This is a genomic window from Streptomyces sp. NPDC001450 (assembly GCF_053597295.1).
The window spans coordinates 1-25,240 of sequence record NZ_JBSFHY010000031.1; the positions used below are offsets into that span (position 1 = coordinate 1).

General features: G+C 69.8%; 24 protein-coding genes and 2 pseudogenes. 22 read left to right on the top strand and 4 right to left on the bottom strand.

Going from position 1 to position 25,240, the window contains the following annotated elements:
- Positions 1-205: pseudogene (locus ACWC5O_RS29460) on the bottom strand (hypothetical protein); the annotation flags it as partial.
- Between the two features lie 46 nt (positions 206-251).
- Between ACWC5O_RS29460 and ACWC5O_RS29465 the strand changes: the two are divergent.
- On the top strand, positions 252-833 hold the full coding sequence (locus ACWC5O_RS29465; RefSeq protein WP_450584370.1) for a hypothetical protein: 582 nt from the start codon (positions 252-254) through the stop codon (positions 831-833).
- Between the two features lies 1 nt (position 834).
- Here ACWC5O_RS29465 and ACWC5O_RS29470 read toward each other — a convergent pair whose 3' ends face one another.
- On the bottom strand, positions 835-1,137 hold the full coding sequence (locus ACWC5O_RS29470) for a ferredoxin (protein WP_450584368.1): 303 nt from the start codon (positions 1,135-1,137) through the stop codon (positions 835-837).
- Between the two features lie 518 nt (positions 1,138-1,655).
- Here ACWC5O_RS29470 and arc point away from each other — a divergent pair.
- The 6 genes from arc (at position 1,656) to prcA (ending at position 7,845) form a co-directional block, all read left to right on the top strand.
- Positions 1,656-3,422, top strand: coding sequence for a proteasome ATPase (gene arc / locus ACWC5O_RS29475; RefSeq protein ID WP_450584366.1), 1,767 nt, complete (start codon positions 1,656-1,658; stop codon positions 3,420-3,422).
- A gap of 232 nt (positions 3,423-3,654) precedes the next feature.
- Positions 3,655-5,166, top strand: a complete 1,512-nt coding sequence (gene dop, locus ACWC5O_RS29480) for a depupylase/deamidase Dop (RefSeq protein WP_450584364.1) — start codon at positions 3,655-3,657, stop codon at positions 5,164-5,166.
- Between the two features lie 198 nt (positions 5,167-5,364).
- Positions 5,365-5,583, top strand: coding sequence for a ubiquitin-like protein Pup (locus ACWC5O_RS29485; RefSeq protein ID WP_030608326.1), 219 nt, complete (start codon positions 5,365-5,367; stop codon positions 5,581-5,583).
- 45 nt (positions 5,584-5,628) lie between these two features.
- Positions 5,629-6,222, top strand: coding sequence for an endonuclease VII domain-containing protein (locus ACWC5O_RS29490; protein WP_450584362.1), 594 nt, complete (start codon positions 5,629-5,631; stop codon positions 6,220-6,222).
- Positions 6,174-7,019, top strand: coding sequence for a proteasome subunit beta (prcB, locus tag ACWC5O_RS29495; RefSeq protein ID WP_450584360.1), 846 nt, complete (start codon positions 6,174-6,176; stop codon positions 7,017-7,019). Before ACWC5O_RS29490 ends, prcB begins: the two co-directional genes overlap by 49 nt.
- 61 nt (positions 7,020-7,080) lie before the next feature.
- Positions 7,081-7,845, top strand: coding sequence for a proteasome subunit alpha (prcA, locus tag ACWC5O_RS29500; protein ID WP_450584358.1), 765 nt, complete (start codon positions 7,081-7,083; stop codon positions 7,843-7,845).
- Between the two features lie 59 nt (positions 7,846-7,904).
- Here the strand turns inward: prcA and ACWC5O_RS29505 are convergent, their stop codons facing one another.
- On the bottom strand, positions 7,905-8,921 hold the full coding sequence (locus tag ACWC5O_RS29505; RefSeq protein WP_450584356.1) for a LacI family DNA-binding transcriptional regulator: 1,017 nt from the start codon (positions 8,919-8,921) through the stop codon (positions 7,905-7,907).
- A 90-nt stretch (positions 8,922-9,011) separates the two neighbouring features.
- On the opposite strand from ACWC5O_RS29505, the gene ACWC5O_RS29510 reads away from it, so the two are divergent.
- From ACWC5O_RS29510 to ACWC5O_RS29560, 11 genes are all read left to right on the top strand, one after another.
- A complete protein-coding gene (locus tag ACWC5O_RS29510; RefSeq protein ID WP_450584354.1) occupies positions 9,012-10,271 on the top strand; it encodes an MFS transporter in 1,260 nt (419 codons plus the stop codon).
- Positions 10,272-10,280: 9 nt separating this feature from the next.
- A complete protein-coding gene (gene pafA / locus ACWC5O_RS29515) occupies positions 10,281-11,642 on the top strand; it encodes a Pup--protein ligase (RefSeq protein WP_450584352.1) in 1,362 nt (453 codons plus the stop codon).
- A 143-nt stretch (positions 11,643-11,785) separates the two neighbouring features.
- Entirely contained in the window at positions 11,786-12,787 is a 1,002-nt protein-coding gene (locus ACWC5O_RS29520) for an FKBP-type peptidyl-prolyl cis-trans isomerase (RefSeq protein ID WP_450584350.1), read from the top strand.
- 95 nt (positions 12,788-12,882) lie between these two features.
- Positions 12,883-13,254: an FKBP-type peptidyl-prolyl cis-trans isomerase gene (locus ACWC5O_RS29525; RefSeq protein ID WP_403951367.1), complete on the top strand. Its 372-nt coding sequence runs from the start codon at positions 12,883-12,885 to the stop codon at positions 13,252-13,254.
- A 146-nt stretch (positions 13,255-13,400) separates the two neighbouring features.
- Complete coding sequence (locus ACWC5O_RS29530; RefSeq protein WP_450584347.1) at positions 13,401-14,450, top strand: helix-turn-helix transcriptional regulator; 1,050 nt, start codon at positions 13,401-13,403, stop codon at positions 14,448-14,450.
- A gap of 19 nt (positions 14,451-14,469) precedes the next feature.
- A complete protein-coding gene (locus tag ACWC5O_RS29535; protein ID WP_450584345.1) occupies positions 14,470-15,522 on the top strand; it encodes a helix-turn-helix transcriptional regulator in 1,053 nt (350 codons plus the stop codon).
- A 29-nt stretch (positions 15,523-15,551) separates the two neighbouring features.
- The gene (locus tag ACWC5O_RS29540; RefSeq protein WP_450584343.1) at positions 15,552-15,812 is read left to right on the top strand and encodes a hypothetical protein; all 261 of its coding nucleotides are present in this window, start codon (positions 15,552-15,554) and stop codon (positions 15,810-15,812) included.
- Between the two features lie 20 nt (positions 15,813-15,832).
- The gene (locus ACWC5O_RS29545; protein WP_094216835.1) at positions 15,833-16,027 is read left to right on the top strand and encodes a hypothetical protein; all 195 of its coding nucleotides are present in this window, start codon (positions 15,833-15,835) and stop codon (positions 16,025-16,027) included.
- Between the two features lie 237 nt (positions 16,028-16,264).
- Positions 16,265-16,549, top strand: a complete 285-nt coding sequence (gene tatA / locus ACWC5O_RS29550; RefSeq protein ID WP_450584341.1) for a Sec-independent protein translocase subunit TatA — start codon at positions 16,265-16,267, stop codon at positions 16,547-16,549.
- Positions 16,550-16,597: 48 nt separating this feature from the next.
- Positions 16,598-17,542, top strand: coding sequence for a twin-arginine translocase subunit TatC (gene tatC / locus ACWC5O_RS29555; RefSeq protein WP_450584339.1), 945 nt, complete (start codon positions 16,598-16,600; stop codon positions 17,540-17,542).
- An 84-nt stretch (positions 17,543-17,626) separates the two neighbouring features.
- Positions 17,627-20,479, top strand: a complete 2,853-nt coding sequence (locus tag ACWC5O_RS29560; protein WP_450584337.1) for a DEAD/DEAH box helicase — start codon at positions 17,627-17,629, stop codon at positions 20,477-20,479.
- Between the two features lie 20 nt (positions 20,480-20,499).
- On the opposite strand, the pseudogene atzF reads toward ACWC5O_RS29560, so the two are convergent.
- A pseudogene (gene atzF / locus ACWC5O_RS29565) lies at positions 20,500-21,768 on the bottom strand (allophanate hydrolase); the annotation flags it as partial.
- A 374-nt stretch (positions 21,769-22,142) separates the two neighbouring features.
- Between atzF and ACWC5O_RS29570 the strand changes: the two are divergent.
- The 4 genes from ACWC5O_RS29570 to ACWC5O_RS29585 are packed head-to-tail and all read left to right on the top strand — an operon-like array spanning position 22,143 to position 25,219.
- Complete coding sequence (locus tag ACWC5O_RS29570) at positions 22,143-23,807, top strand: sensor histidine kinase (RefSeq protein ID WP_450584335.1); 1,665 nt, start codon at positions 22,143-22,145, stop codon at positions 23,805-23,807.
- A complete protein-coding gene (locus ACWC5O_RS29575; RefSeq protein WP_145882813.1) occupies positions 23,804-24,208 on the top strand; it encodes a roadblock/LC7 domain-containing protein in 405 nt (134 codons plus the stop codon). The genes ACWC5O_RS29570 and ACWC5O_RS29575 overlap by 4 nt, the downstream gene beginning before the upstream one ends.
- Positions 24,205-24,618 (top strand): DUF742 domain-containing protein, encoded by a 414-nt coding sequence (locus tag ACWC5O_RS29580; RefSeq protein WP_450584332.1) that lies wholly within the window; start codon positions 24,205-24,207, stop codon positions 24,616-24,618. The genes ACWC5O_RS29575 and ACWC5O_RS29580 overlap by 4 nt, the downstream gene beginning before the upstream one ends.
- Positions 24,599-25,219: a GTP-binding protein gene (locus ACWC5O_RS29585; protein WP_450584330.1), complete on the top strand. Its 621-nt coding sequence runs from the start codon at positions 24,599-24,601 to the stop codon at positions 25,217-25,219. The genes ACWC5O_RS29580 and ACWC5O_RS29585 overlap by 20 nt, the downstream gene beginning before the upstream one ends.
- Positions 25,220-25,240 lie beyond the last annotated feature (21 nt).

Sequence of the window (25,240 nt, forward strand, 5' to 3'; positions counted from 1 at the left end):
AGGCGACGAAGGAGACGCCCCGCACGGCGTGCACCTTGCGCACACCTCGCTCCTCGCCTCCCGCCGATCCGGGGAACTCGGGCACGGCGCCCGTCCGTTGACACGGCACCAGGATGTGTACGGCCCCGCGCGCGCGTGTGCTCTTCGCCAGCGGAAATCCCGTACCGACCCCGCCGTTCCCCCGCACTGTGACGTGTGGCACCATGCAGGCCACCCCCCCACCGGCACAGCCCTCACAGGAGACACTCCTAGTGCAGCAATCCGCCGTTCCGGAGCTCGCCCACACGCACGCCCAGCCCATCCACTGGGTCGCCACGGCCACCGCGGTCGCCGGAGTGATCGCCCTGTCCTCCGTCGTGCAGCCCGGTTCGGCCACGGCCGCCCAGCCGGCCCCCGGCACCGAGGCCAAGTCCGCCCCCGCCGCCGTCGCGCCGCCCAGCACGACGGGCGTGGACTTCCCCCTCGAGTGCGGACCGGTGAAGGCGGTGGTGGTGAAACAGGCCTCCGGCGACCTGGACGGGGACGGGAGGCCGGAAACCGTCGCGGTCGTGCACTGCGACGCCCCCATGGGCACCCCGCCCGACGGCGTCTACGTCCTCACCCGGGGCACGGACGGCGGCAAGGCCCGCGTGGTCGCCACGCTCGTCGACCCCAAGGACCGCCTCACCGTCACCGACTTCGCCCTGCGCGCGCGTGCCGTCAACGCCACCCTGCTCGGCTACTCCTCGTCCGACGTGCCCAGTTGCTGCCCCGACACGAGGACCCCGGCCAAGTGGCGGTGGAACGGCACCGCGTTCCTCCGCTCCACCCCGGCCGCGGCCCACAGCGTCTGACTCACTCCGCGTCGGGCCCGTACACCTCGACCTTGTCCGAAACCCGGCGTACGTGGATGCACTCGCCGGGGCACTCCTTCGCCGAGTCCACCACGTCCGTGAGCAGCGGCAGCGGCACCGGGGCCGTGGCCCCCTCGTGCAGGAGCAGCTCGTCGTCCGCGCCCTTCACATAGGCCAGCCCGTCGATGTCCAGCTCGAACACCTCGGGGGCGTACTGGGCGCAGATCCCGTCGCCGGTACACAGGTCCTGGTCGATCCAGACCTCCAGCGCCTCGCCGCCCGGGGCCTCCTGCTGCACGGTCATCTCTCCTGCCGTCGGTTCGCCGGACGGTGCCCGAGGCGCGAAGGCCAGCCGGGTCCGCTCCAGCGGCTGTTGAACACCTCGACCCTACCTCCGCGCGCTTTCCGGCCGTCTTCGACGGGGTCCGGGGTTTCCTCCAGGGCCCCCTCGGGTACGACCGCCCGACCGGGGAAGGAAGCCCCGGCAGCCCGGGGAGCACTTCAGGCCACCCCGGCGGTGACACCGACCGTCCGAACCGTCGCTCTGTGTGATGATCGCAGGAGCGTCCGCAGACCTGCCCGCGTACCGGACGACCGGCCCGGAACGGACAACTCCAGCCACTCCTGAAGGGTTTTGACCGTCCCCGACAAGGAACAACCCGCTTCTGAATCACGTTGAGTGGGTATTCCCTCCGTGCGAGAGGGAGCGCACCGGGTGACCGACGACACACCTTGACAGTCATTGTGATCTAGGGGTTTCAATCGACACCCACCCAGGTAGGGTCTGGAAGCGTCCAGCTCCCCTTGGAGGAGGTGAGGACCGTGGCAGCCCACGACGACGACATGAACCGCGGCATCCGCCCGGGACGAGGGTCCGACGACCCGGCCGGGCAGATCGCCTACCTTGAGCAGGAGATCGCCGTCCTGCGACGCAAGCTCGCCGACTCTCCGCGACACACGAGGATTCTCGAAGAGCGGATCGTCGAGCTGCAGACGAACCTGGCCGGCGTGTCCGCCCAGAACGAGCGACTCGCCAACACGCTCCGCGAGGCCCGAGACCAGATCGTGGCCCTCAAGGAAGAGGTCGACAGGCTCGCGCAGCCGCCGGCCGGCTTCGGCGTCTTCCTGCAGGCGAACGAGGACGGCACGGCCGACATCTTCACCGGGGGCCGCAAGCTCCGGGTGAACGTCAGCCCGAGCGTCGACCTCGACGACCTCAGGCGCGGCCAGGAAGTCATGCTCAACGAGGCGCTCAACGTGGTCGAGGCCATGGAGTACGAGCGCGTCGGGGACATCGTCACCCTCAAGGAGATCCTTGAGGACGGCGAGCGCGCCCTGGTGCTCGGGCACACCGACGAGGAACGGGTGGTACGGCTCGCCGAGCCGCTGCTGGACGTCACCATCCGTCCCGGCGACGCCCTCCTGCTCGAACCCCGCTCCGGCTACGTCTACGAGGTCGTGCCCAAGAGCGAGGTCGAGGAACTCGTCCTCGAAGAGGTCCCCGACATCGGCTACGAGCAGATCGGCGGCCTGGGCAACCAGATCGAGGCGATCCGCGACGCGGTCGAGCTGCCGTACCTCTACCCGGACCTGTTCAAGGAGCACGAGCTGCGGCCGCCGAAGGGAGTCCTGCTCTACGGGCCTCCCGGCTGCGGCAAGACGCTGATCGCCAAGGCCGTGGCCAACTCGCTGGCCAAGAAGGTCGCCGAGGTGACCGGCCAGGCCGCCGGCAAGAGCTTCTTCCTCAACATCAAGGGCCCCGAACTGCTCAACAAGTACGTCGGCGAGACCGAGCGGCAGATCCGCCTGGTCTTCCAGCGTGCGCGTGAGAAGGCCAGCGAGGGCACCCCCGTGATCGTCTTCTTCGACGAGATGGAGTCCCTCTTCCGCACCCGTGGCTCCGGTGTCAGCTCGGACGTGGAGAACACCATCGTCCCCCAGCTGCTCGCCGAGATCGACGGCGTGGAGGGCCTGCAGAACGTGGTCGTGATCGGCGCCTCCAACCGTGAGGACATGATCGACCCCGCCATCCTGCGCCCCGGCCGGCTCGACGTGAAGATCAAGATCGAGCGTCCGGACGCCGAGGCGGCGAAGGACATCTTCGGCAAGTACCTCACCGAGCGGCTCCCGCTGCACGCCGACGACCTCGGCGAGCACGGCGGCAGCAAGGAGACGACCGTCCAGAGCATGATCCAGACGGCGGTCGAGCACATGTATGCCGAATCCGAGGAGAACCGCTTCCTGGAGGTCACCTACGCCAATGGCGACAAGGAAGTCCTCTACTTCAAGGACTTCAATTCCGGCGCCATGATCGAGAACATCGTGGGCCGCGCCAAGAAGATGGCGATCAAGGACTTCCTGGAGAAGAACCAGAAGGGTCTTCGCGTCTCCCACCTGCTCCAGGCCTGTGTGGACGAGTTCAAGGAGAACGAGGACCTGCCCAACACCACCAACCCGGACGACTGGGCCCGGATCTCCGGAAAGAAGGGCGAGCGGATCGTATACATCCGTACGCTCATCACCGGAAAGCAAGGTGCGGACACCGGCCGCTCCATCGACACGGTGGCGAATACCGGTCAGTACCTGTAAAGACAGGGCGGCTGCGGGTGCCCTCGCCGGGTACCCGCAGCCGACTGTTTTTCAGGCCACGACCGGAGCAGGCAATGACGCAAATGATCTCCCCACCAGCGCAAAGGCGTTCTAGGCTCTTTCCTACCGCCGAGTCGCGCAGTGCGGGGACGGGCACCGCACACGCACCGGAGCTCCAGCGGTACTTGAGCGGCGCCCACGACCGAGGGTGCCGCCGGGCAAGGAGGGCCGCATGACCGTACGGCGAGTAATGGGCATCGAGACGGAGTACGGGATCTCCGTCCCCGGCCACCCGAACGCCAATGCCATGCTCACCTCGTCCCAGATCGTCAACGCCTACGCGGCGGCGATGCACCGGGCCCGCCGGGCCCGGTGGGACTTCGAGGAGGAGAATCCGCTGCGGGACGCGCGAGGCTTCGACCTCGCCCGGGAGGCCGCCGACGCCAGCCAGCTCACCGACGAGGACATCGGCCTCGCCAACGTGATCCTCACCAACGGTGCGCGCCTGTACGTGGACCATGCCCACCCCGAGTACAGCGCCCCCGAGGTGACCAACCCCCGTGACGCCGTCCTCTGGGACAAGGCCGGCGAGCGGATCATGGCCGAGGCCGCCGAGCGTGCCGCCCAGCTCCCCGGCGCCCAGCCCATCCACCTCTACAAGAACAACACCGACAACAAGGGCGCCTCCTACGGCACGCACGAGAACTACCTGATGAAGCGGGAGACACCCTTCTCCGACATCGTCCGCCACCTCACACCCTTCTTCGTCTCCCGCCAGGTCTTCGCCGGAGCGGGCCGCGTCGGCATCGGTCAGGACGGGCACGAGCACGGTTTCCAGCTCAGTCAGCGTGCGGACTACTTCGAGGTCGAGGTGGGTCTCGAGACCACCCTCAAGCGGCCGATCATCAACACCCGCGACGAGCCCCACGCGGACGCGGAGAAGTACCGCCGCCTGCACGTGATCATCGGCGACGCCAACCTCTCCGAGATCTCCACCTACCTCAAGCTGGGCACGACCGCCCTGGTCCTGTCCATGATCGAGGACGGTTTCATCGCGGTCGACCTCGCCGTGGACCAGCCCGTCCGCACGCTCCACCAGATCTCCCACGACCCCTCCCTCAAGCGCCTGGTCACGCTCCGCAGCGGCCGGACACTCACCGCGGTCCAGTTGCAGATGGAGTACTTCGAGCTGTCCCGCAAGTACGTGGAGGAGCGCTTCGGGGCGGACGCCGACGAGCAGACCAAGGACGTGCTCTCCCGCTGGGAGGACACGCTCAACCGGCTGGAGAACGATCCGATGAGCCTGGCCGGCGAGCTGGACTGGGTCGCCAAGCGGGAGCTGATGGAGGGCTACCGCCGCCGTGACGGCCTCGACTGGGACGCCGCCCGGCTGCACCTGGTCGACCTGCAGTACGCCGACGTACGCGCCGAGAAGGGCCTCTACAACCGTCTGGTGGCCCGCGGGCGCATGAAGCGACTGCTGGACGAGTCCGAGGTCGACAGGGCTCGCACCAAGCCGCCGGAGGACACGCGCGCGTACTTCCGCGGCCGCTGCCTGGAGCAGTACGCGGACGACGTGGCCGCGGCGAGCTGGGACTCGGTGATTTTCGACCTCCCCGGCCGGGACTCGTTGCAGCGCGTTCCAACCCTGGAACCGCTACGCGGAACGCGAAATCACGTCAAGGAACTGCTGGACCGCTGCCGCACGGCGGAAGACCTGGTCAGGGTCCTGTCAGGCAGCTGAGCGCGCTCAGCGGGCGCTCGTACCGGCCCGGGCGGACAGGGTGGAAATCCCACCGCCAGGGAATCATCGAGATGGTCCCCGTACGTTGTCGAAACTGCGGGGCCGATGTCGGACCCGGCTTGTAGGGTCTGATCATCACCGATCGGCAGGAATGCCGACCCGTCGACCATGTCGGGCGAACTGAGCGGGGTGAGGGTTATGGCAACCAAGGACACCGGCGGCGGCCAGCAGAAGGCAACGCGCTCCACCGAAGAGGTCGAGGAGCAGGCGCAGGACGCGCAGGCTTCCGAGGACCTCAAGGAGCGGCACGAGAAGCTGAGCGATGACGTGGACTCCGTCCTGGACGAGATCGACGATGTCCTCGAGGAGAATGCAGAGGATTTCGTACGCTCATTCGTTCAGAAGGGTGGCCAGTAGGCCACTTTACCTTCGAATCTAAGGTTCGGGGCCTCGGGGGTGTGAGTGAGCGAGGAGCAAGGGGTGAAGCGTTGCTCGCGGTGCAAGGAGGTCAGGCCGCGAGCAGCCTTCGCTAGTAACAAGGCGGCCCGCGACGGACTGCAGGCCTACTGCCGGGAGTGCTGGGCGTCGTACCACCAGGCCCGGCAACTGGCCAAGGGGAAGAACGTCCGTCCACGAGTGGAGACACCGGAAGGGCACAAGTTCTGCCGCAGCTGTGGTGAGACCAAGCCGCACGACGAGTGGCATCGCAATGCGACAGCTTCCGACGGTCTCTCCACGAGCTGTAAGGCGTGCCGGGCGACCAAGGGGCGAGCGGGCCACCTGAAGCGCCAGTACGGCATCACCGAAGCCGAGCGCGACGAGTTGATCGCCTCCCAAGGAGGCGTCTGCTGCATATGTCTTGCGGCCCCGGCCGCACATGTGGATCACTGCCATGAGACGGGTAGGGTCCGTGGCGTACTGTGCTTCAGCTGCAACGCTGCGCTGGGGCAGTTCAAGGATCAGCCCGAGGCCATAAGGCGGGCTGCTGCATACGTGGAAGGAAACGCGTGGAAGCCAACACTCGTAGCACCGGGCGTCTGCCAGCTGCCTTCCTGACGCCTGGGTCCTCTTCGTTCATGGACTTCCTGTCGGAGCACCAGCCGGAGATGCTGCCCGGCAAGCGGCAGCTGCCGCCCACCCAGGGGGTGATCGAGGCGCCGCACGGCACGACCATCGTGGCCGCCACGTTCCCCGGCGGTGTGGTGCTGGCCGGTGACCGCCGCGCCACCATGGGCAACGTCATCGCCCAGCGGGACATCGAGAAGGTGTTCCCGGCGGACGAGTACTCGGCCGTCGGTATCGCCGGCACCGCCGGTCTCGCCGTCGAGATGGTCAAGCTCTTCCAGCTCGAGCTGGAGCACTTCGAGAAGGTCGAGGGCGCCCAGCTGTCGCTGGAGGGCAAGGCGAACCGGCTGTCGACCATGATCCGTTCCAACCTCGGCATGGCCATGCAGGGCCTGGCCGTGGTGCCCCTGTTCGCCGGGTTCGACCTGGACCGGGAGAGGGGGCGCATCTTCTCCTACGACGTCACGGGCGGCCGCTCCGAGGAGCACAACTTCGCCGCGACGGGCTCCGGCTCGATCTTCGCGCGGGGTGCCATGAAGAAGCTGTTCCGGGACGACCTGACCGAGGAACAGGCCACGACCCTGGTGGTCCAGGCCCTGTACGACGCGGCAGACGACGACTCGGCGACCGGTGGTCCCGATGTCGCCCGCCGGATCTACCCGATCATCACCGTGATCACCGAGGACGGCTTCCGCCGGCTCTCCGCGGACGAGTCCTCCGAGCTCTCCCGCGCGGTGCTCCAGCGCCGCCTGGAGGAGCCCGACGGCCCCAAGGCCGCCCTGCTCTGAGCGCGGGCCCGGTTCTTATCAAGGTGATCCAGTGACCATGACAGAAAGGGACGGATAACCGGTGTCGACGCCGTTCTATGTCTCACCCCAGCAGGCCATGGCCGACCGGGCGGAGTACGCCCGCAAGGGCATCGCCCGCGGTCGCAGCCTGGTCGTGCTGCAGTACGCCGACGGCATCGTCTTCGTCGGCGAGAACCCGTCCCGCGCGCTGCACAAGTTCAGCGAGATCTACGACCGGATCGGCTTCGCGGCCGCCGGCAAGTACAACGAGTACGAGAACCTCCGCATCGGTGGCGTCCGCTACGCCGACCTGCGCGGTTACACCTACGACCGGGATGACGTGACCGCCCGCGGTCTCGCCAACGTCTACGCCCAGACCCTGGGCACGATCTTCTCCAGCGCCGCCGAGAAGCCGTACGAGGTGGAACTGGTCGTCGCCGAGGTCGGGGCCACCCCCGAGGGCGACCAGATCTACCGGCTGCCGCACGACGGCTCGATCGTCGACGAGCACGGCTCGGTCGCGGTCGGCGGCAACGCGGAGCTGATCAGCAACTACCTGGACCAGCGCCACCAGGACGGCATGAGCCTGGCCGAGGCGCTGAAGCTGGCCGTGCAGGCCCTGTCCCGCGAGTCGAACGGCACCCAGCGGGAGATCCCCGCCGAGCGCCTGGAGGTCGCGGTGCTGGACCGCACCCGCCCGCAGACCCGCAAGTTCAAGCGCATCGTCGGCCGCCAGCTCGCCCGCCTCCTGGAGGAGAACGGCGCGGCCACCGAGGCGGAGAGCTCCGAGGAGGAGAGCTCCGAGGGGGAGAGCTCCGAGGAGTAGTCCCGTCCGTACCCCGCCCCGTGTGCCCCGACCGGTTCTCCGGCCGGGGCACACGGCGCTCAGGAGGCGCGAGGCGGTGCCGTGGACCCCCGTACGACCAGTTCCACCGGAATGTCCCCACGCTCGGGCTCCCGGCCCTCCAGGACCGCCAGCAGGGCCTCCATGCCGCGTTCCCCGAACAGCTCGGCGTCCAGCCGTACCGTCGTCAGCTCGGGGTCGAGGGCCGTGGCCAGGGCCAGGTCGTCCAGGCCGGTCACCGAGACGTCGTCCGGCACGCGCAGGCCCAGGCGGCGCAGGGCCTTGTAGGCGCCGGCGGCCAGCTTGTCGTCGTCGCAGACCACCGCCGTCGGCCGGGGGCCGGGCGCGCTGAACGCGGCCTCGGTGGCGGCCAGGGCGCCCTCGATGGAGATCGGTGCGGGGGCCGTGCGGATCTCCGTCCCCGGTACCGCGGCCAGGCGCGCCGCCAGCTCCCGCGCGCGCATCTCGAACGTCCAGGAGGGCACGTCGGCGGCCAGGTGCAGGACGCGGCGGTGGCCGAGGCGCAGCAGGTGCCCGGCGACCTGCCGGACGCCGTCGGCGATGTCCAGGTTCACCGTCGCCGCGCCCAGGCTGCCCTCGGGGTCGCTGTCGAGCATGACCAGCGGCAGCTGGTCGCCGCGGATCGCGGTGAGGGCGTCGGCGGCCATCGAGGAGGCGATGACGCCGTCCAGGGCGGCCTGCGCGGAGGCGAAGGGGTCGCGGGCCGGGCCGATGCCCTCGGGGGAGGGGTACAGCACGACGCCGAAGCCGTGCCGGGCGGCCACCCGCGCCGCGCCCGTGTAGACACCGGCGAAGAACTCGGTGGTCAGGGCCGGCACCACCAGCAGGACCGTGCGGGTACGGCCGAGGCGCAGGTTGCGGGCGGCCAGGTTGGGCCGGTAGCCCAGCTCGCGCGCGGCCTCCCGGACCCGCTCGGCGGTGGCCTCCGAGACCCGGCCGCGCCACTTGTCGCCCAGCACGAGCGAGACGGCCGCCTGGGAGACCCCGGCCGCCTGTGCGACGTCACGGCTGGTCGGGCGCGTACTGCTGCGTGCCACGGCGGGGGCCTGCTCCTTCATGTGGACGTGTGAACAGCGCACATGGTACGTATGAGTGGGGACGTTATACGTAACACTTGGAGGCGGGACATGGCCGCGGGATACCTGGAGATCCTCAGGGCGAGACACGCGGCCCGTCTGCTGACCGGCACCCTGGTGGGCCGGCTGCCCAACGCGACCGCCGCGATCGCCCTGGTGCTGTTCGTCCGCGCCGAGGGCGGCACGTACAGCCTGGCGGGCGCCCTCGCGGCCGTGTACGGCGTCGCCAACGCGGTGGGCCAGCCGGTGCTGGGCCGCCTCGTGGACCTGTACGGCCAGCCGCGCGTCCAGCTGCCCGCCGCAGTCCTCTCCGCCCTCGCCATGACGGCCTTCGCCTTCTCGGGTACCGACCCGCTGCCTTTCGCCTACGCCGCCGTCGCGGCCGCAGGCCTCTTCACCCCGCCCCTGGAGGGCGGCCTGCGCGCCCTGTGGCCCTCCGTGCTGCCCCGCGAGGAGCAGGTGCACACCGCGTACGCCATGGACGCCGTCGCGCAGGAAGTCATGTTCACCGTCGGCCCGTTGCTGGTGACGCTGTGCGCGGCGCTGTGGTCGGAGCGTGCGGCCCTGCTGGTGCTCAACGCCGTCGGCGTCCTCGGCGCCCTCTCGGTGGTCGTCTCGCCGCCCTCGCGCGCGTGGCGGTCGGCCCCGCGCGAGGCGCACTGGCTCGGCGCCCTGCGCTCGCCCGGCCTGCTCGTGCTGCTCGGCGCCTTGCTGTTCGTCGGCATCGCGCTCGGCTCCATCACCGTGGCCTCGGTGCCGTACGCCGACGACCACGGCGGCGACGCCGTCTACGGCTGGCTGATGGCCGCGCTCGGCCTCGGGGCCCTCGTCGGCGGCACGGTCTACGGCGCGCGCCGGTGGAGCGGCCCGCCCGAGCGGCGACTGCGGATCCTGGTGGCGCTTCTGGCGGTGTGTTACCTGCCGCTGCTGCTGATGCCGGGCGCGGTCGCCATGGTGCTGCTCACCGTGGTCTCCGGAGTGTTCCTCGCCCCCTGTATCGCCTGTGCGTTCATCATCGTCGACCGGCACGCGCCGAGCGGAACCGTCACCGAGGCGTTCTCCTGGCTTGTGACGACGTTCACCGTGGGTGCCTCGGTGGGAACGGGGCTGGCGGGCCCGGTGGTCCAGGCCGGTGGCGCGCTGTGGGGATTCGCGCTCCCGGGCGTCGCGGGGGCCGCGTCCCTGCTGGTCCTGCTCGCCACCGGACGGGTCCTCGCAGCTCCCGCGCGGAGCGGGGTTGTTGCGGCTTCATCGGAAAATGATCCAAATCGTGCTGCCGAACCCCGTTTCAGCTCAGGGGATCGGGCGTAATGTTCAGTCATGGACCGCCGCATTTTCGGGCTGGAGAACGAGTACGGCGTCACGTGCACGTTCAGGGGACAGCGGCGCCTGTCTCCTGACGAGGTGGCGCGGTACCTCTTCCGCCGTGTCGTGTCATGGGGCCGCAGCAGCAATGTCTTTCTGCGAAACGGCGCCCGGCTCTATCTCGACGTGGGGTCACATCCGGAATACGCGACACCCGAATGTGACAACGTGATCGAACTGGTCACCCACGACAAGGCCGGCGAGCGCATTCTCGAAGGACTCCTGGTGGACGCGGAACGACGCCTGCACGAGGAGGGAATCGCGGGCGACGTCTACCTCTTCAAGAACAACACCGATTCGGCGGGCAACTCCTACGGCTGCCACGAGAACTATCTGGTGGCACGGCACGGGGAGTTCTCCCGGCTCGCGGACATCCTCATCCCCTTCCTGGTGACCAGGCAGCTGCTGTGCGGTGCGGGCAAGGTCCTGCAGACCCCGCGTGGCGCCGTCTACTGCGTCAGCCAGCGCGCTGAGCACATCTGGGAGGGCGTCTCCTCGGCGACGACCCGCTCCCGGCCCATCATCAACACCCGCGACGAACCGCACGCGGACGCCGAGCGCTACCGCCGCCTGCACGTCATCGTGGGCGACTCGAACATGTCCGAGACGACCATGCTGCTCAAGGTCGGCGCCACCGACCTGGTGCTGCGCATGATCGAGGCGGGCACCGTGATGCGCGACCTCACCCTGGAGAACCCGATCCGGGCGATCCGCGAGGTCAGCCACGACATCACCGGCCGGCGCAAGGTGCGCCTGGCCAGCGGCCGGGAGGCCTCCGCGCTGGAGGTGCAGCGCGAGTACTTCGACAAGGCCGTGGACTTCTGCGACCGCCGCGGCATCCGCACCGGCACCGTGGCGCAGGTCCTGGAGCTGTGGGGCCGCACGCTCGACGCGATCGAGAGCGAGGAACTCGACCGCATCGGCACCGAGATCGACTGGGTCATGAAGTACAAGCTCATCGAGCGGTACCGGGCCAAGCACAACATGACCATGTCGCACCCGCGGGTCGCGCAGATAGACCTCGCCTACCACGACATCCACCGCCGTCGTGGTCTGTACTACCTGCTGGAGAAGAGGGGCCAAGCCGCCAGGATCTGCAACGACTTGAAGATCTTCGAGGGCAAGTCGGTTCCCCCGCAGACCACTCGGGCGCGGCTGCGCGGCGACTTCATCCGCAGGGCACAGGAGCAGCGCCGGGACTTCACGGTCGACTGGGTGCACCTGAAGCTCAACGACCAGGCACAGCGCACCGTGTTGTGCAAGGACCCGTTCCGTTCGGTGGACGACCGGGTGGAGAAGCTCATCGCCGGAATGTGACAAAGGTAAGCGAGTCAAGCGTTTCCGCACCGAGTTGCCGGAACGCCACACGGGCGTCGTACGTTTCCCGTACGGCGCCCGTCTCGCGTCGTAGAGTTGCGCGCACGCCAATCCACAAGATCGACCGATTACGAGGCATCTCCGTGCGCCGACGCTCCCTCCTCCTCGCCGCTGTACCCGCAGGACTGGTCACGCTCGCCGCGTGCGGCGACGACAGCTCCGACTCCAGCAAGGCCAGTGCGTCACCGTCGCCCTCGGCGTCCACGCCCCCGCCCAAGATCGTGGAGGGGCCGCTGCCGGGGATCACGGCGGGCACGAAGTTCGGCGAGAAGCCCACCGTCGCCAAGGGGCAGGGCGAGCCCTCGAAGGACCTCGCGGTCAAGACGGTCATCGCGGGCAACGGCCGCACGGTCGCGGAGAACGACTTCATCCAGGCGAACTACCTGGGCCAGATCTGGAGCACTGCCAAGGTCTTCGACAACTCCTACGACCGCAACCGCCCGCTGGTCATCCAGCTCGCCAAGGGCAGCATCATCGACGGCTGGCGGTACGCGATCGCGGGCAAGAAGGCGGGCAGCCGGATCGAGCTCGCCGTCCCGCCGGAGCTGGGCTACGGCAAGTCGGGCAACCCGCAGGCGGGCATCAAGGGCACCGACACCCTGGTCTTCGTCATCGACCTGATCGACTCCTTCAACTCCAAGAGCTCCGCCAAGGGCAAGCCGGTCCCGCAGACCGACGCGGCCCTGCCCAAGGTCGGCACCAACACCGACGGCAAGGCGCCCGAGATCACCGTCCCGAAGTCCGAGCCGCCGAAGAAGCTGGTGTCGGCCTACGTCCTGGAGGGCGACGGCGAAGAGCTCAAGGCGAACCAGGCGATCGTGTGCCAGTTCAAGGCCGTGGTCTGGGACAGCGGCAAGACGTTCCAGCAGACGTACGGCTCCGGGCGGCTCGCCCAGTTCTCGCTGGAGCAGATGCAGCAGGCCGTCAAGGGCCTGGCCCAGGGCCTGACCGGCAAGAAGGTGGGCAGCAGGGTCCTCGTCGTCGTTCCGCCGGAGCTGGGCTACGGCGACAACCCGCCGAGCGGCGGTGCCGTCAAGAAGGGCTCCACGCTGGTGTTCTCGGTGGACATCCTGGCCGCGTTGTAACCGGTGCCGCGCCGTGGTGGCGATGGCGGGCGACAGACCAGCGGAGATGAAAGACTGTCCGTGTTTCGTGTCGTACACAAGCAGGAGCTTTTGACGTGAGCATCGACAAGCCCGAGATCGACTTCCCGGGCGGCGAGCCCCCGGCGGACCTCGAGATCAAGGACATCTGGGAGGGTGACGGCGCCGTTGCGGAGGCGGGCCAGACCGTCACCGTCCACTACGTGGGTGTTGCCTTCAGCACGGGCGAGGAGTTCGACGCCAGCTGGAACCGCGGCACGCCGTTCCGCTTCCCGCTGGGTGGCGGCCGGGTCATCAAGGGCTGGGACCTCGGCGTGCAGGGCATGAAGGTCGGCGGCCGCCGTCAGCTGACCATCCCGGCGCACCTCGCCTACGGCAACCAGAGTCCGACCCCGGCGATCAAGCCCGGCGAGACGCTGATCTTCGTGGTGGACCTGATCGCGGTCTGATCGTCGTACGGCCTGTTTTCGGGGTCCGACCGGACCCGATCGGCTGGGGTCCATGCCTGTCCGGGCATGGGCCCTCGGCTTTGCCAGGCCACTGGGGAGCGGTACGGTCAACGTCCGTAAGCACCACAGGAAGGCGAAAGGCGTCGATGGCCATTGCCAAGGCGGAGCGGCTGATGAACCTCGCGCTGTGTCTGCTCGGGACACGGCGGCCGCTCAGCAAGCGAGAGCTTCGCGATTCCATCGAGGCGTACGTGGAGGCCGCCAGGCCGGAGAAGAGCGCGGCCGCCAGGCCGGAGAAGAGCGCGGCCGCCAGGCCGGAGAAGAGCGCGGCCGTCAGGCCGGAAAAGGGCGCAGCCGGCTCGGACGACTCCTTCAACCGGATGTTCGAGCGGGACAAGGACGACCTGCGCGAGCTGGGCCTGGTCATCGAGACCGTCGAGAACCTCGACGGAGAGGTCGGTTACCTCGCCCGCCGTGACAGCAACCGCCTGCCCCCGATCACCCTGGACGCCGAGGAGGCCGCCGCCCTCGGCCTCGCCGCCAAGGTCTGGCAGCAGGCCCGTCTGGCCGGAGCGGCCAGCGGCGCCCTGCAGAAGCTGCGTGCGGCGGGGTTGCCCGAGGACGTCGACCCGTACGAGGTCCATGGCGCCCTGGAGCCGCGCATCCCGGTGCACGAGGCCGCGTTCGAGCCGCTGATGCTGGCCTGCCGCGACCGCCGCCCGGTCGTCTTCGACTACCGCAAGGCCTCCGCCGCCCACCCCGAGCCCCGCAATGTCGAGCCGTGGGCGCTGGAGTGCTGGCGCGGCCACTGGTACCTGGCCGGCTGGGACCGTGACCGGGGCGCCGAGCGCGTCTTCCGGCTCTCCCGGATCACCGGCCGGGTGCGCTCGCGCGGCACCGGCTTCACCGCGCCGGTTCCGGATGTGGTCACCGTGCGCGAGACCGTCGCGGGCTGGGCGGGCGAGATCGCCGACCGTTCGGCGCTGATCAGGTTGCGTTCCGGGGCCGGTTACCCCCTTCGGGCGAAAGCCACCGAGGTCAGGGAACTCGGCGAGGGCTGGGACGAGTTGGAGATTCCGTACGGGCACGGCCTGGACGCCTGGCTGGTGGAGTTCGGGCCGGACGTGGTCGTCGTGGAGCCGGCCGAGTTGCGGGCCGACGTGGTGGACCGGCTGCGTGCCGTGGCCAAGGGCTGAGGGGGAGCGGAGCAGAACCATGGCAGGCAAACCGGTCAGGCCCGTGAACGCCATCGACCAGACCCGGCGGATGCTGTCCCTGGTCACCTACCTCAGGGAGCGCCCCGGCGCCCGGATCGCGGACGTCGCGCGCGCCTTCGGCATCACCGAGGACGAGCTGGTCTCCGACCTCGATCTGCTGCCCATGTGCGGCACCAGCTTCCGCGGCGGCGACCTGCTGGACATCGACACCGACGGCGAGCGCATCTGGTGGCACAACCCGGCCGCGCTCGGCGAGGAGGCGGCCGAGCCGCTGCGGCTCGCCGCCGACGAGGCCACGGCCCTGCTGGTGGCCGCCCGCGCGGTGTCGACCCTGCCCGGCCTGCGAGAGGGCGACCGTCAGGCCCTGCTGCGGGCGACGGCCAAGGTGGAGGCGGCGGCCGGTGAGGTCGCCGGCGCCAGCTCCCGTCTGTCGGTGACCTTCGAGTCCGAGGGCGGTGTCTTCGCCGACGTCGACCGGGCGATCTCGGAGCGCCGCAGGCTGTGGATCCGCTACTACTCACCCGCCCGTGACGAGGTCACCGAACGCGAGATCGATCCCATCCGCCTGGTCAGCGTCGGCCACACCTATGTGGAGGCCTGGTGCCGCCGCTCCGAGGCCCGGCGCACCTTCCGGCTCGACCGGGTCGCCGAGATCAGGGTCCTGGACGAGCCCTCCGCGCCGCCGGAGATCGAGTTGCGGGACCTCTCCGAGGCCCTGGTGCAGCCGGCCGCCGAGGACCCGGAGGTCGTGATCGAGGTCGGCCCCGGCGGCCGCTGGGTGGCCGAGTACTACCCGCACGACAGCGCCGATGAGCTTCCCGACGGCGGGCTGCGTATCACTCTGCGCACCCCCGATCCGGCCTCCCTGCGCAGGCTGGCCCTGCGCCTGGGCCGCGACGGCAGGATCGTCTCGCCGCCCGAGCTGGCCGACAGCGCCCGCAGGGCGGCCCGCGAGGCCCTGGCGGCGTACGACACACCGCCGACGGCGGCGCACGGTGTTCACGACGGTGGGATCGACGGGCAGGACGACAGGCAGGAGCGAGGGCTTTGAACGAGTCTCCGGGGTCCGGTGCTGGGGAAATGACGGTGGCGGCCGCTTTCGCCGGGATGAAGAGAGTGGTCCCCGTGGTGTTCAAGGCCGGCTGCCCGGACTGCCGGGGCCGCTTCGAGCTCGCCGCGAGCTCCCTGCGCCTGGCCATCGGCGCCACGAGCCGGACGACGTTCTACTCCTTCACCTGCCCCGACTGCGGCTCCTCGGTGCGCAAGCCGGCCGGGGAACGCATCGTCGAGCTGCTCACCGGCGGCGGCGTCAGGACCCTGCGGCTGCACTCCACGGTGTAGGACCGTCTAGGCTCGACGTCATGTTCTGGCCGATGTTCGCGGTTGCCGTGGGTTTCCTGGGTCTCGCCGTCCTGGGGGTGCTCGCCGTCCGGGTCTTCCTGGAGGCACGGCGCCTCGGGGAGCAGGTCTCGGCCTCCGCGCGCCGTATCAACAGGGCGGCCGAGGACCTGGAGCGGGCGGCGGTCAGCGCGGCCCGCGCCGTGGACACGCTGTGAGACTCGTCGGTGGCGCGCTTTGGGCCACTTCGCCCTGTCGCCTCGCCGGTCGGGCCAGGTACGCTGCTGATCGCGGCCCGGAGAACGAGGCGCGGTCCGCAGAGAGCGGGAGTACGCACGGGGATTGTTCTACGTTCACCCCCGGGCGTTACGATCGCTGCCAGCACGCTGGTCGGACACTTGTCCGACCGGTCGGAAATGCCCTGCCGCCCCGCCTCAGTGAGAAGGTGAAGAGTCATGTTCCGCAACGCACTTGAGCCGTGGCACCTGGTGCTCCTGATTCTGGTGATCGTCCTTGTGTTCGGCTCCAAGAAACTTCCGGACATGGCGCGCTCGCTCGGCAAGTCCGCGCGCATCCTGAAGAGCGAGGCCAAGGCGATGAAGGACGAAGGCAAGCAGCCCGCCCCCTCCGCCCAGCCCGCCGAGGAGCAGACCCCCGCTCAGCGCACGATCCAGGCCGCGCCCGGCGACGTGACCAGCTCCCGCCCGGTCAACGAGCCGACCGACACGACCCAGCGCTGACGCGAGGACCGGGGGCATCCGGTCCACTGCACGAGATGAGGATGTGGGTTGCTCAAGTCTGCCCGCAAGAAGGAGACGGATCCCGAGGGGCGGATGCCGCTCGCGGATCACTTGCGTGAGCTGCGCAACCGGCTCGCGAAGGGTGTCCTGGCGATCCTTGTCGTCACAGTGGTGGCGGCATTCTTCTACAAGGACATCATCAACTTCGTCACCAAGCCGGTGCTGGACTCGATCGGGTGCTCGCAGACCTTCGGCGAGCTGGCCAAGTCCAAGGACGCCCACTGTGCGCACATCACGGTCAGCGGTCTGCTGGCGCCGTTCACACTGGCCCTGAAGGTCGCGCTGACGGCGGGCATCGTACTGGCGGCGCCGATCTGGCTCTACCAGCTGTGGGCGTTCGTCGCGCCCGGCCTGCACCGGCACGAGAAGAAGTACGCCTACGCGTTCGTCGGATTCGGCTTCCCGCTCTTCCTCGGCGGCGGCTACCTCGCCTACCACGTGCTGCCCATGACGGCGAAGGTGATGATCGACCTGACGCCCAGCGGTGCCGAGAACCTGCTGCCGCTGGACGACCTGCTCGATCTGGTCACCCGCATGATCGTCGTCTTCGGTATCGCCTTCGAGATGCCGTTGCTGCTGGTCATGCTCAACCTCACCGGCGTCCTGTCCGGCCGGCGGATGCTCGGCTGGTGGCGCGGCATGATCGTCGGTATCGCCGCCTTCGCGGCCGTCGCCACGCCCAGCCCCGACCCGGGGACGATGCTGGCGCTGGCGGCGCCGATCTGGGCGCTGTTCTTCATCGCCGTGTCCATCTCGCTGCTCAACGACCGGCGCAGGGCGCGGCGCGAGGCCGCGGGACCCGCCGATGACGAGGCCTCCGAGCTGGACCTCACGCCCGAGGACATCGGCGACGTCGAGCCCGTCCCGGCCGCCCGGGCCCTGCCCGAGCAGACGAGCACGGACCGGGTCAACGGCTACGACGACGTGACCTGAGCCTCCGCACCGAGCCGCAACGCGATGCCCCCGTCCCCGAGGACGGGGGCATCCGTCGTTGTTGAACAACCCAAGATCCGGATAATGATCGTCCTGTTGTCAGTGCCGCCCGGTACGCTCGAAAGCACGATGACAGAGGATCTCTCACCGGCCGAGCGGTACGCGGCAGCCCGGAGGCGGGCAGTCGAGCAGGCCACCGCGCTCGCGTCCTTCCGCGAGATGTACGACTTCGGCCTCGACCCCTTCCAGATCGAGGCCTGCCAGGCCCTCGAAGAGGGGAAGGGTGTGCTGGTGGCCGCCCCCACCGGCTCGGGCAAGACGATCGTGGGCGAGTTCGCCGTCCACCTCGCCCTCCAGCAGGGCAAGAAGTGCTTCTACACGACACCCATCAAGGCGCTGTCGAACCAGAAGTACGCCGACCTGTGCCGTCGTTACGGAGACGGCATGGTCGGCCTGCTCACCGGCGACAACAGCATCAACTCCGACGCCCCGGTGGTCGTGATGACCACCGAGGTGCTGCGGAACATGCTGTACGCCGGCTCGCAGACCCTCCTCGGCCTCGGCTATGTGGTCATGGACGAGGTGCACTACCTCTCGGACCGCTTCCGCGGCGCCGTCTGGGAGGAAGTGATCATCCACCTGCCCGAGTCGGTGACCCTGGTGTCGCTGTCGGCGACCGTGTCCAACGCCGAGGAGTTCGGTGACTGGCTGGACACCGTCCGTGGTGACACCGAGGTGATCGTCTCCGAGCACCGGCCCGTGCCCCTGTTCCAGCACGTGCTCGCCGGGCGCCGGATGTACGACCTGTTCGAGGAGGGCGAGGGCCACAGGAAGGCCGTCAACCCCGACCTCGCCCGCCTCGCCCGCATGGAGGCCACCCGGCCCTCGTACCAGGACCGCCGCAGGGGCCGCGCGATGCGCGAGGCCGACCGCGAGCGGGAGCGCAGACAGCGCTCGCGCGTGTGGACGCCGGGCCGGCCCGAGGTCATCGAGCGCCTCGACTCCGAGGGCCTGCTGCCCGCGATCACCTTCATCTTCAGCCGCGCCGCCTGCGAGGCCGCCGTCCAGCAGTGCCTGTACGCGGGCCTGAGGCTCAACGACGAGGAGGCGCGGGAGAAGGTCCGCGCGCTGGTCGAGGAGCGCACCGCCGCGATCCCGTCCGAGGACCTGCACGTCCTCGGCTACTACGAATGGCTGGAGGGCCTGGAGCGGGGCATCGCCGCCCATCACGCGGGCATGCTGCCGGCCTTCAAGGAGGTCGTCGAGGAGCTGTTCGTGCGCGGACTGGTCAAGGCCGTGTTCGCGACCGAGACCCTCGCCCTCGGCATCAACATGCCCGCCCGCTCGGTGGTCCTGGAGAAGCTCGTCAAGTGGAACGGCGAGCAGCACGCCGACATCACGCCCGGTGAGTACACCCAGTTGACGGGGCGCGCGGGCCGGCGTGGCATCGACGTCGAGGGCCATGCCGTGGTGCTGTGGCAGCGCGGGATGAGCCCCGAGCACCTCGCCGGTCTCGCGGGCACCCGCACGTACCCGCTGCGCTCCAGCTTCAAGCCGTCGTACAACATGGCGGTCAACCTGGTCGAGCAGTTCGGCCGGCACCGCTCGCGCGAGCTGCTGGAGACCTCCTTCGCGCAGTTCCAGGCCGACAAGTCGGTCGTCGGGATCTCCCGGCAGGTGCAGCGCAACGAGGAGGGCCTGGAGGGCTACAAGGCCTCCATGACCTGCCACCTCGGCGACTTCGAGGAGTACGCGCGACTGCGCCGCGAACTGAAGGACCGCGAGACCGAGCTGGCCCGGCAGGGGGCCAGCCAACGGCGTGCCGAGGCCGCCGTCGCCCTGGAGCGGCTCAAGCCGGGCGACGTCATCCACGTGCCCACGGGCAAGTACGCGGGGCTGGCACTGGTGTTGGACCCGGGGCTCCCGGCCGGCCGCTCCAACGGCCACCGCGGCTTCGACCACCACGACGGTCCGCGCCCGCTGGTGCTGACCGCCGAACGGCAGGTCAAGCGGCTGGCGGCGATGGACTTCCCGGTGCCGGTCGAGCCGCTGGACCGGATGCGGATCCCGAAGAGCTTCAACCCGCGCTCGCCGCAGTCCCGTCGGGACCTCGCCTCGGCGCTGCGCACCAAGGCCGGGCACATCCCGCCGGAGCGGGCCCGCAAGAAACGGTCCCAGGCCGCCGACGACCGCGAGATCGCCCAGCTGCGCACGGCGATCCGGGCCCATCCGTGCCACGGGTGCAACGACCGGGAGGACCACGCCCGTTGGGCCGAGCGGTACCACCGGCTGCTGCGGGACACCTCACAGCTGGAGCGCCGCATCGAGGGCCGCACGAACACCATCGCGCGGACCTTCGACCGGATCGTCGCGCTGCTGACCGAGCTGGACTACCTGCGCGGTGACGAGGTCACCGAGCACGGCAAGCGGCTCGCCCGGCTCTACGGCGAACTCGACCTGCTGGCCAGTGAGTGCCTGCGCGAGGGCGTCTGGGAGGGCCTCGGCCCGGCCGAACTCGCCGCATGTGTCTCGGCGTTGGTGTACGAGGCCCGGGTCGGCGACGACGCCATGGCGCCCAAGCTGCCCTCGGGCAAGGCGAAGGCCGCGCTCAGCGAGATGGTGCGGATCTGGGGTCGGCTGGACGGTCTGGAGGAGGAGTTCCGGATCACCCAGACCGAGGGCGTCGGCCAGCGCGAGCCGGACCTCGGCTTCGCCTGGGCCGCGTACATGTGGGCCTCGGGGACGGCGCTCGATGAGGTGCTGCGGGAGGCTGAGATGCCTGCGGGTGACTTCGTGCGGTGGTGCAAGCAGGTCATCGATGTCCTTGGGCAGATCTCGGCGGCTTCTCCTGCGGAGGGCTCGACTGTGGCCAAGGCTGCGCGTAAGGCTGTTGATCAGTTGCTGCGGGGAGTCGTCGCCTACTCGTCGGTGGGGTGATGGTCCGTTGGCAGGTGCGTCAGGTAGGTGGCGAGTTCGGCCAGGTGGGTGTCGGTGAATGCCGGGCCCGTCAGTGTCACGCCGAAGGGGAGGCCGCCCGCCTCGCCCGCGGGTACGGCGACCGACGCCAGGTCGAAGAGGTTCGTGGAGCTGGTGAAGCGGCCCAGGCGGGCGTTGATGCCCAGGGGATCGGCGGCCACCTCGGTGAGCGTGGGGTGGCCCGGTGCGGTCGGGAGCAGGAGGGCGTCGGCGTCGGCCAGTTCGGTGAGGGCCCTTGAGCGCAGGTCGGCGAGGCGGGCCTGGTCGCCGAAGAGCTGGTGGGCCGGGATGCCACGGGCGCGGGTGATGATGCCGGCGACCGTGGGGTCCAGGCCTTCCCCGCCCTGGGCGATCAACTTGTCGACAAAGGCGCCCACCGCCGTGTAGCGCTCGGCCACGAACGCGCCCTCGTAGAGCATCGCGCCTGCTTCCGTGAAGGGTGCGAGGTCGATCTGCCGTACTGATGCGCCCGCCTCACGCAGTCGCTCCACGGCGTGCTCGTAGGCCTCGGCCCAGCCCTCGTCCAGATCGCCGAGCCCCTCGCGGGACGGGACCGCGATGCGCCAGGGGCCGGGGGTCCGCCGGGGGAGGGGTGGCACGGTGCGGGCGGGTGGGGACGCCATGAGGGACAGGGCCTGCTCGGCCTCCGGGAGCGTGCGGGCGAGCACCGTCACGCAGTCGATCGAGGCGCAGGCCGGGACCACGCCCTGCGTCGGGACGAGGCCGCGGGTGGGCTTGATGCCGACGATGCCGTTGAAGGCGGCCGGCACCCGGCCCGAGCCCGCGGTGTCGGTGCCGAGCGCGAAGTCGACGATGCCGAGGGCCACCGCGACCGCCGAGCCGGCGCTGGAGCCGCCGCTGACCCTCGCCGGGTCGTGGGCGTTGCGTACCGGGCCGTAGGGGGACCGGGTGCCGGTCAGGCCCGTCGCGAACTGGTCGAGGTTGGTCGTCCCGAGGGCGATCGCGCCCGCCGCGCGCAGACGCGCGACGACCGGGGCGTCGGCCGGGGGGTCGTAGGCGTACGCCGGGCAGCCGGCCGTCGTGGGCAGCCCGTGGACGTCGATGTTGCCCTTCGCGGCGAACAGGCGGCCGGCGAGGGGGAGGGGCTCCCCGGCGGCCACGCGCGCGTCGAGCGCCCGCGCCTCCGCCACGGCTTCCTCGGGCGGACGCAGGTCGATCCAGACGTCGGGGCGGTCGACGGCCTCGATCCGGGCGTACGCGGCGCGCACCCGGGACACGGTAGGGGGCATGCGTGCTCCTCGACGTCCAGTGTGCGCTCTTCGATCCGGCGTCGAGAGCGTCATCCGGATCGCCGGAGTCCGAGCCGTCTTTTCACTCATCACGGTGAGTAGTTTTCGTACGCCCGTACGCCGTCACGTGGTGTGTTCGAATGATCGCCAAGCGTGTAAATGGGACCGAGCGTACTCCTGTTGCGTGGGCGATTTCAGGTGCTTGCCGAATATGACACGGCGATGATCCGGTCGGACTAAGCTCGCCCGCGGCGCACCGAGTTGAGGTGAATTCGTGCGCCTGTTCCCAAACTTCCCGATGATCCCTTCGGTTCCATGACTCTTCCCCCCGCAAGCTCCCCTGACACCCAGCCGACTCGTCTCAGAAGGCATCCATGGTGAGTGTTCAAAAGCCTCCCGGCGGCCGTGAACGTCCTTATGCGCGCGTGCTGTTGCTGCCGGCCATAGTGATGGCCGCGGCGACCGCGGCGGCGGTCGCCCTGGCGCCGGCCTCGGCCCGGATCGCCGTCGGCGGGTGCGGGGCCGTGGCCCTGCTGCTGGTCCTCGCCACCGCCGCCGAAGCCGTCCGCCGCGGACGCAGACTCCGCGAGGCCCAGGCCGAGCACGCCCGTCACACCGCGTATCTGGAGCGCCGCCTCGCCGCCCACGACGCGGAGATCGTCCGTCTCGGCGGCGACGTCCTGCCCACCGCGCTCCTCCGGCTGCGCCACGGCGAACCGCTCAGGGAGGTGATGCGCAAGGTCGTCGACAACGACCCCGAACTGCGCCACATGCCCGAGTCGCAGCGCACCCTGCTGCGCACGGCGCTGAAGGGCGCCGACTTCGAGATCTCGATGCGCGACGCCACCGAGCGCTCCTACGTCAGCATCGCCCGCCGGATCCAGGCCATCGTCCACCAGCAGGCCAACGAACTGCGGGAGATGGAGGAGGACCACGGCCGCAACCCCGAGGTCTTCGACGACCTGCTGCGCATCGACCACGGCACCGCACTGATCGGCCGCCTCGCCGACACCATCTCCGTGCTCGGCGGCGGCCGCCCCGGCCGTCAGTGGCCGCTGCCCGTCTCGCTGTACAGCGTGCTGCGCGGTGCCATGTCCCGGATCCTGGAGTACCGGCGCATCGAGCTGAACTCCATCGTCAACATCAACATCAAGGGCACGTCCGTCGAGCCGCTCCTCCACGCGGCCGCCGAACTCCTCGACAACGCCACCCGCTACTCGCCGCCGTCGACCAAGGTGCACGTCACCGCCGCCGAGGTGCAGACCGGCCTCGTCATCGAGATCGAGGACGCCGGCGTCAGCCTCAGCGAGGAAGGCCGCGCCCGCATCGAGAAGGCGATCTACGACGCCATGGCGGGCGACGACGCGGAGAACCTGGGCTCGAACCCGCGGCTCGGCCTCGCCGTCGTCGGCCGGCTGTGCAAGGCGTTCGACATGCAGGTCTCGCTGCGCGCCTCCGCCTACGGCGGCGTCCGCGCGATCCTCGTCGTACCGCGCGTCATGACCACCACCGAGCCCGGCGTCGGCGCCGCCCACGGCATCGGTGCCACCGGCGTGCCCAAGCCCGAACTCGGCGCTGTGGAGGGCCCGAAGCGCAGGCCCAAGAAGCGCCGCCCCACCAGCCCCCGCATCCCCGCCGGGATCTCGATGGAGGACGACGTCCCCGAGGTCACCGAGTGGACGGCCGGCGGTCTGCCGCAGCGCCGCAGCCGGGTGAAGACCCCGCTCAGCCAGCGGTACGCCGAACAGGCCGCCATCGAGCGCGCCGAGCGCGAGGGCAGGCCGACCATCTGGTCCCAGCACAAGCCCGAACCCGAGCCCGAGCCCGAGATCGACCCCGAGATCCAGAAGCTCCGGGACCGGCCGCCGGGCATGTGGGTCGACGACTTCTGGAACGGCCTGAGGAAGGGCATGCCCGAGGACGCCACCGCGCCCGAACTGACCGACTTCACGCGGAACCCCACCAAGTACCTGCACCTGCTCAACGATTCGGACACCGCCATCGAGGGCGCCACCGACGACGAGGGGAACCTCAAGTGATCCAGCAACGAGGCAACTTCGACTGGATGCTCAAGCAGCTCAACGACGGCGTACCGGGCGTCCAGATGATCGTGGTCCTCTCCGCCGACGGACTGCGCATCGCCCGCTACGGCGGCGACCCCGACGCCGCGGACCGGGTGGCCGCCGCCTGCGCGGGTGTTCAGAGCCTCGCCGGCGCCATCATTCAGGAGATCGAGGGAGCCGGCGACATGAAGCTCGTCGTCATCGAGATCGAGGGCGGCTACTTCTACCTCATGGACGCCGGCGCCAACGCCTACCTCGCCGTGCTCGCCGACGTGACCTGCGAGCCGGGTCGGATGGCCGGCATGATGCGCGACCTCGTCGTCCGGATCGGAGCCCATCTCACCAGTCCGCCCCGGCGCAACGGGCAGACCGTATGACTCCTCCGCAACGCAAACGGCGCCTGCCGCACCAACTGCCGCCTCCGCCGCCGCCCCCCGCACCGGCGGACGGCGAGGAGAAGCCCGGGAACCCCGAACGGCTGTACGCCATCGCCGACACCGCGGATGGCAGCCGGGCCGAACTCGACCTGGTCACCTTAATCGTGGCGCGTTCCGCGCCACCGCCGTCAGCCTCACCGGAGGAGGCGGCAGTGATCCAGCTCTGTACCGCCCCCCTGTCCGTGGCCGAGCTCTCGGCCTACCTCAACCTGCCGTTCAGCGCGATGACCGTCCTGATCACCGAGCTGATCACGAACGAACTGGTGCAGGCCCGCGCCCCGATCGTCCGCAAGGCGCTCCCGGACCGTTCACTCCTCGAAGCGGTGATGCATGGACTTCAACGGCTCTGACACCATCCCCGGCCCACGCACCGAGGATCACCTCCCGCACACGGCCCAGGCCGCGGTGAAGATCGTGATCGTGGGCGGGTTCGGCGTCGGCAAGACCACCATGGTCGGTTCGGTCAGCGAGATCAGACCGCTGACCACCGAGGAGACCATGACCCAGGCCGGTATCGGGGTCGACGACAACTACGGCTCCGAGTCCAAGACCGCCACCACCGTGGCCATGGACTTCGGCCGCATCAGCATCACCGACAAGCTGGTGCTCTACCTCTTCGGGACCCCCGGCCAGGAGCGCTTCTGGTTCCTGTGGAACGGCCTGTTCGAGGGCGCGCTCGGTGCGGTCGTCCTGGTCGACACCCGCCGCCTGGAAGTCAGCTTCGACGTCATGGGACGCCTGGAGGAACGCGGCGTTCCGTTCGTCGTCGCCATCAACTCCTTCCCCGACGCGCCTCGTTACCCCATCGAGGAGCTGCGCACCGCGCTGGACCTGGCCCCGGAGATCCCGATCATCGACTGCGACGTGCGCCGCCGGGCCTCCAGCAAGGACGTGCTGATGACCCTGATGCGCTTCCTGCACTCGCTCGCCATGTCCGGCGCCCTCACCTGACCCGCATCCGACCCCCCGCCT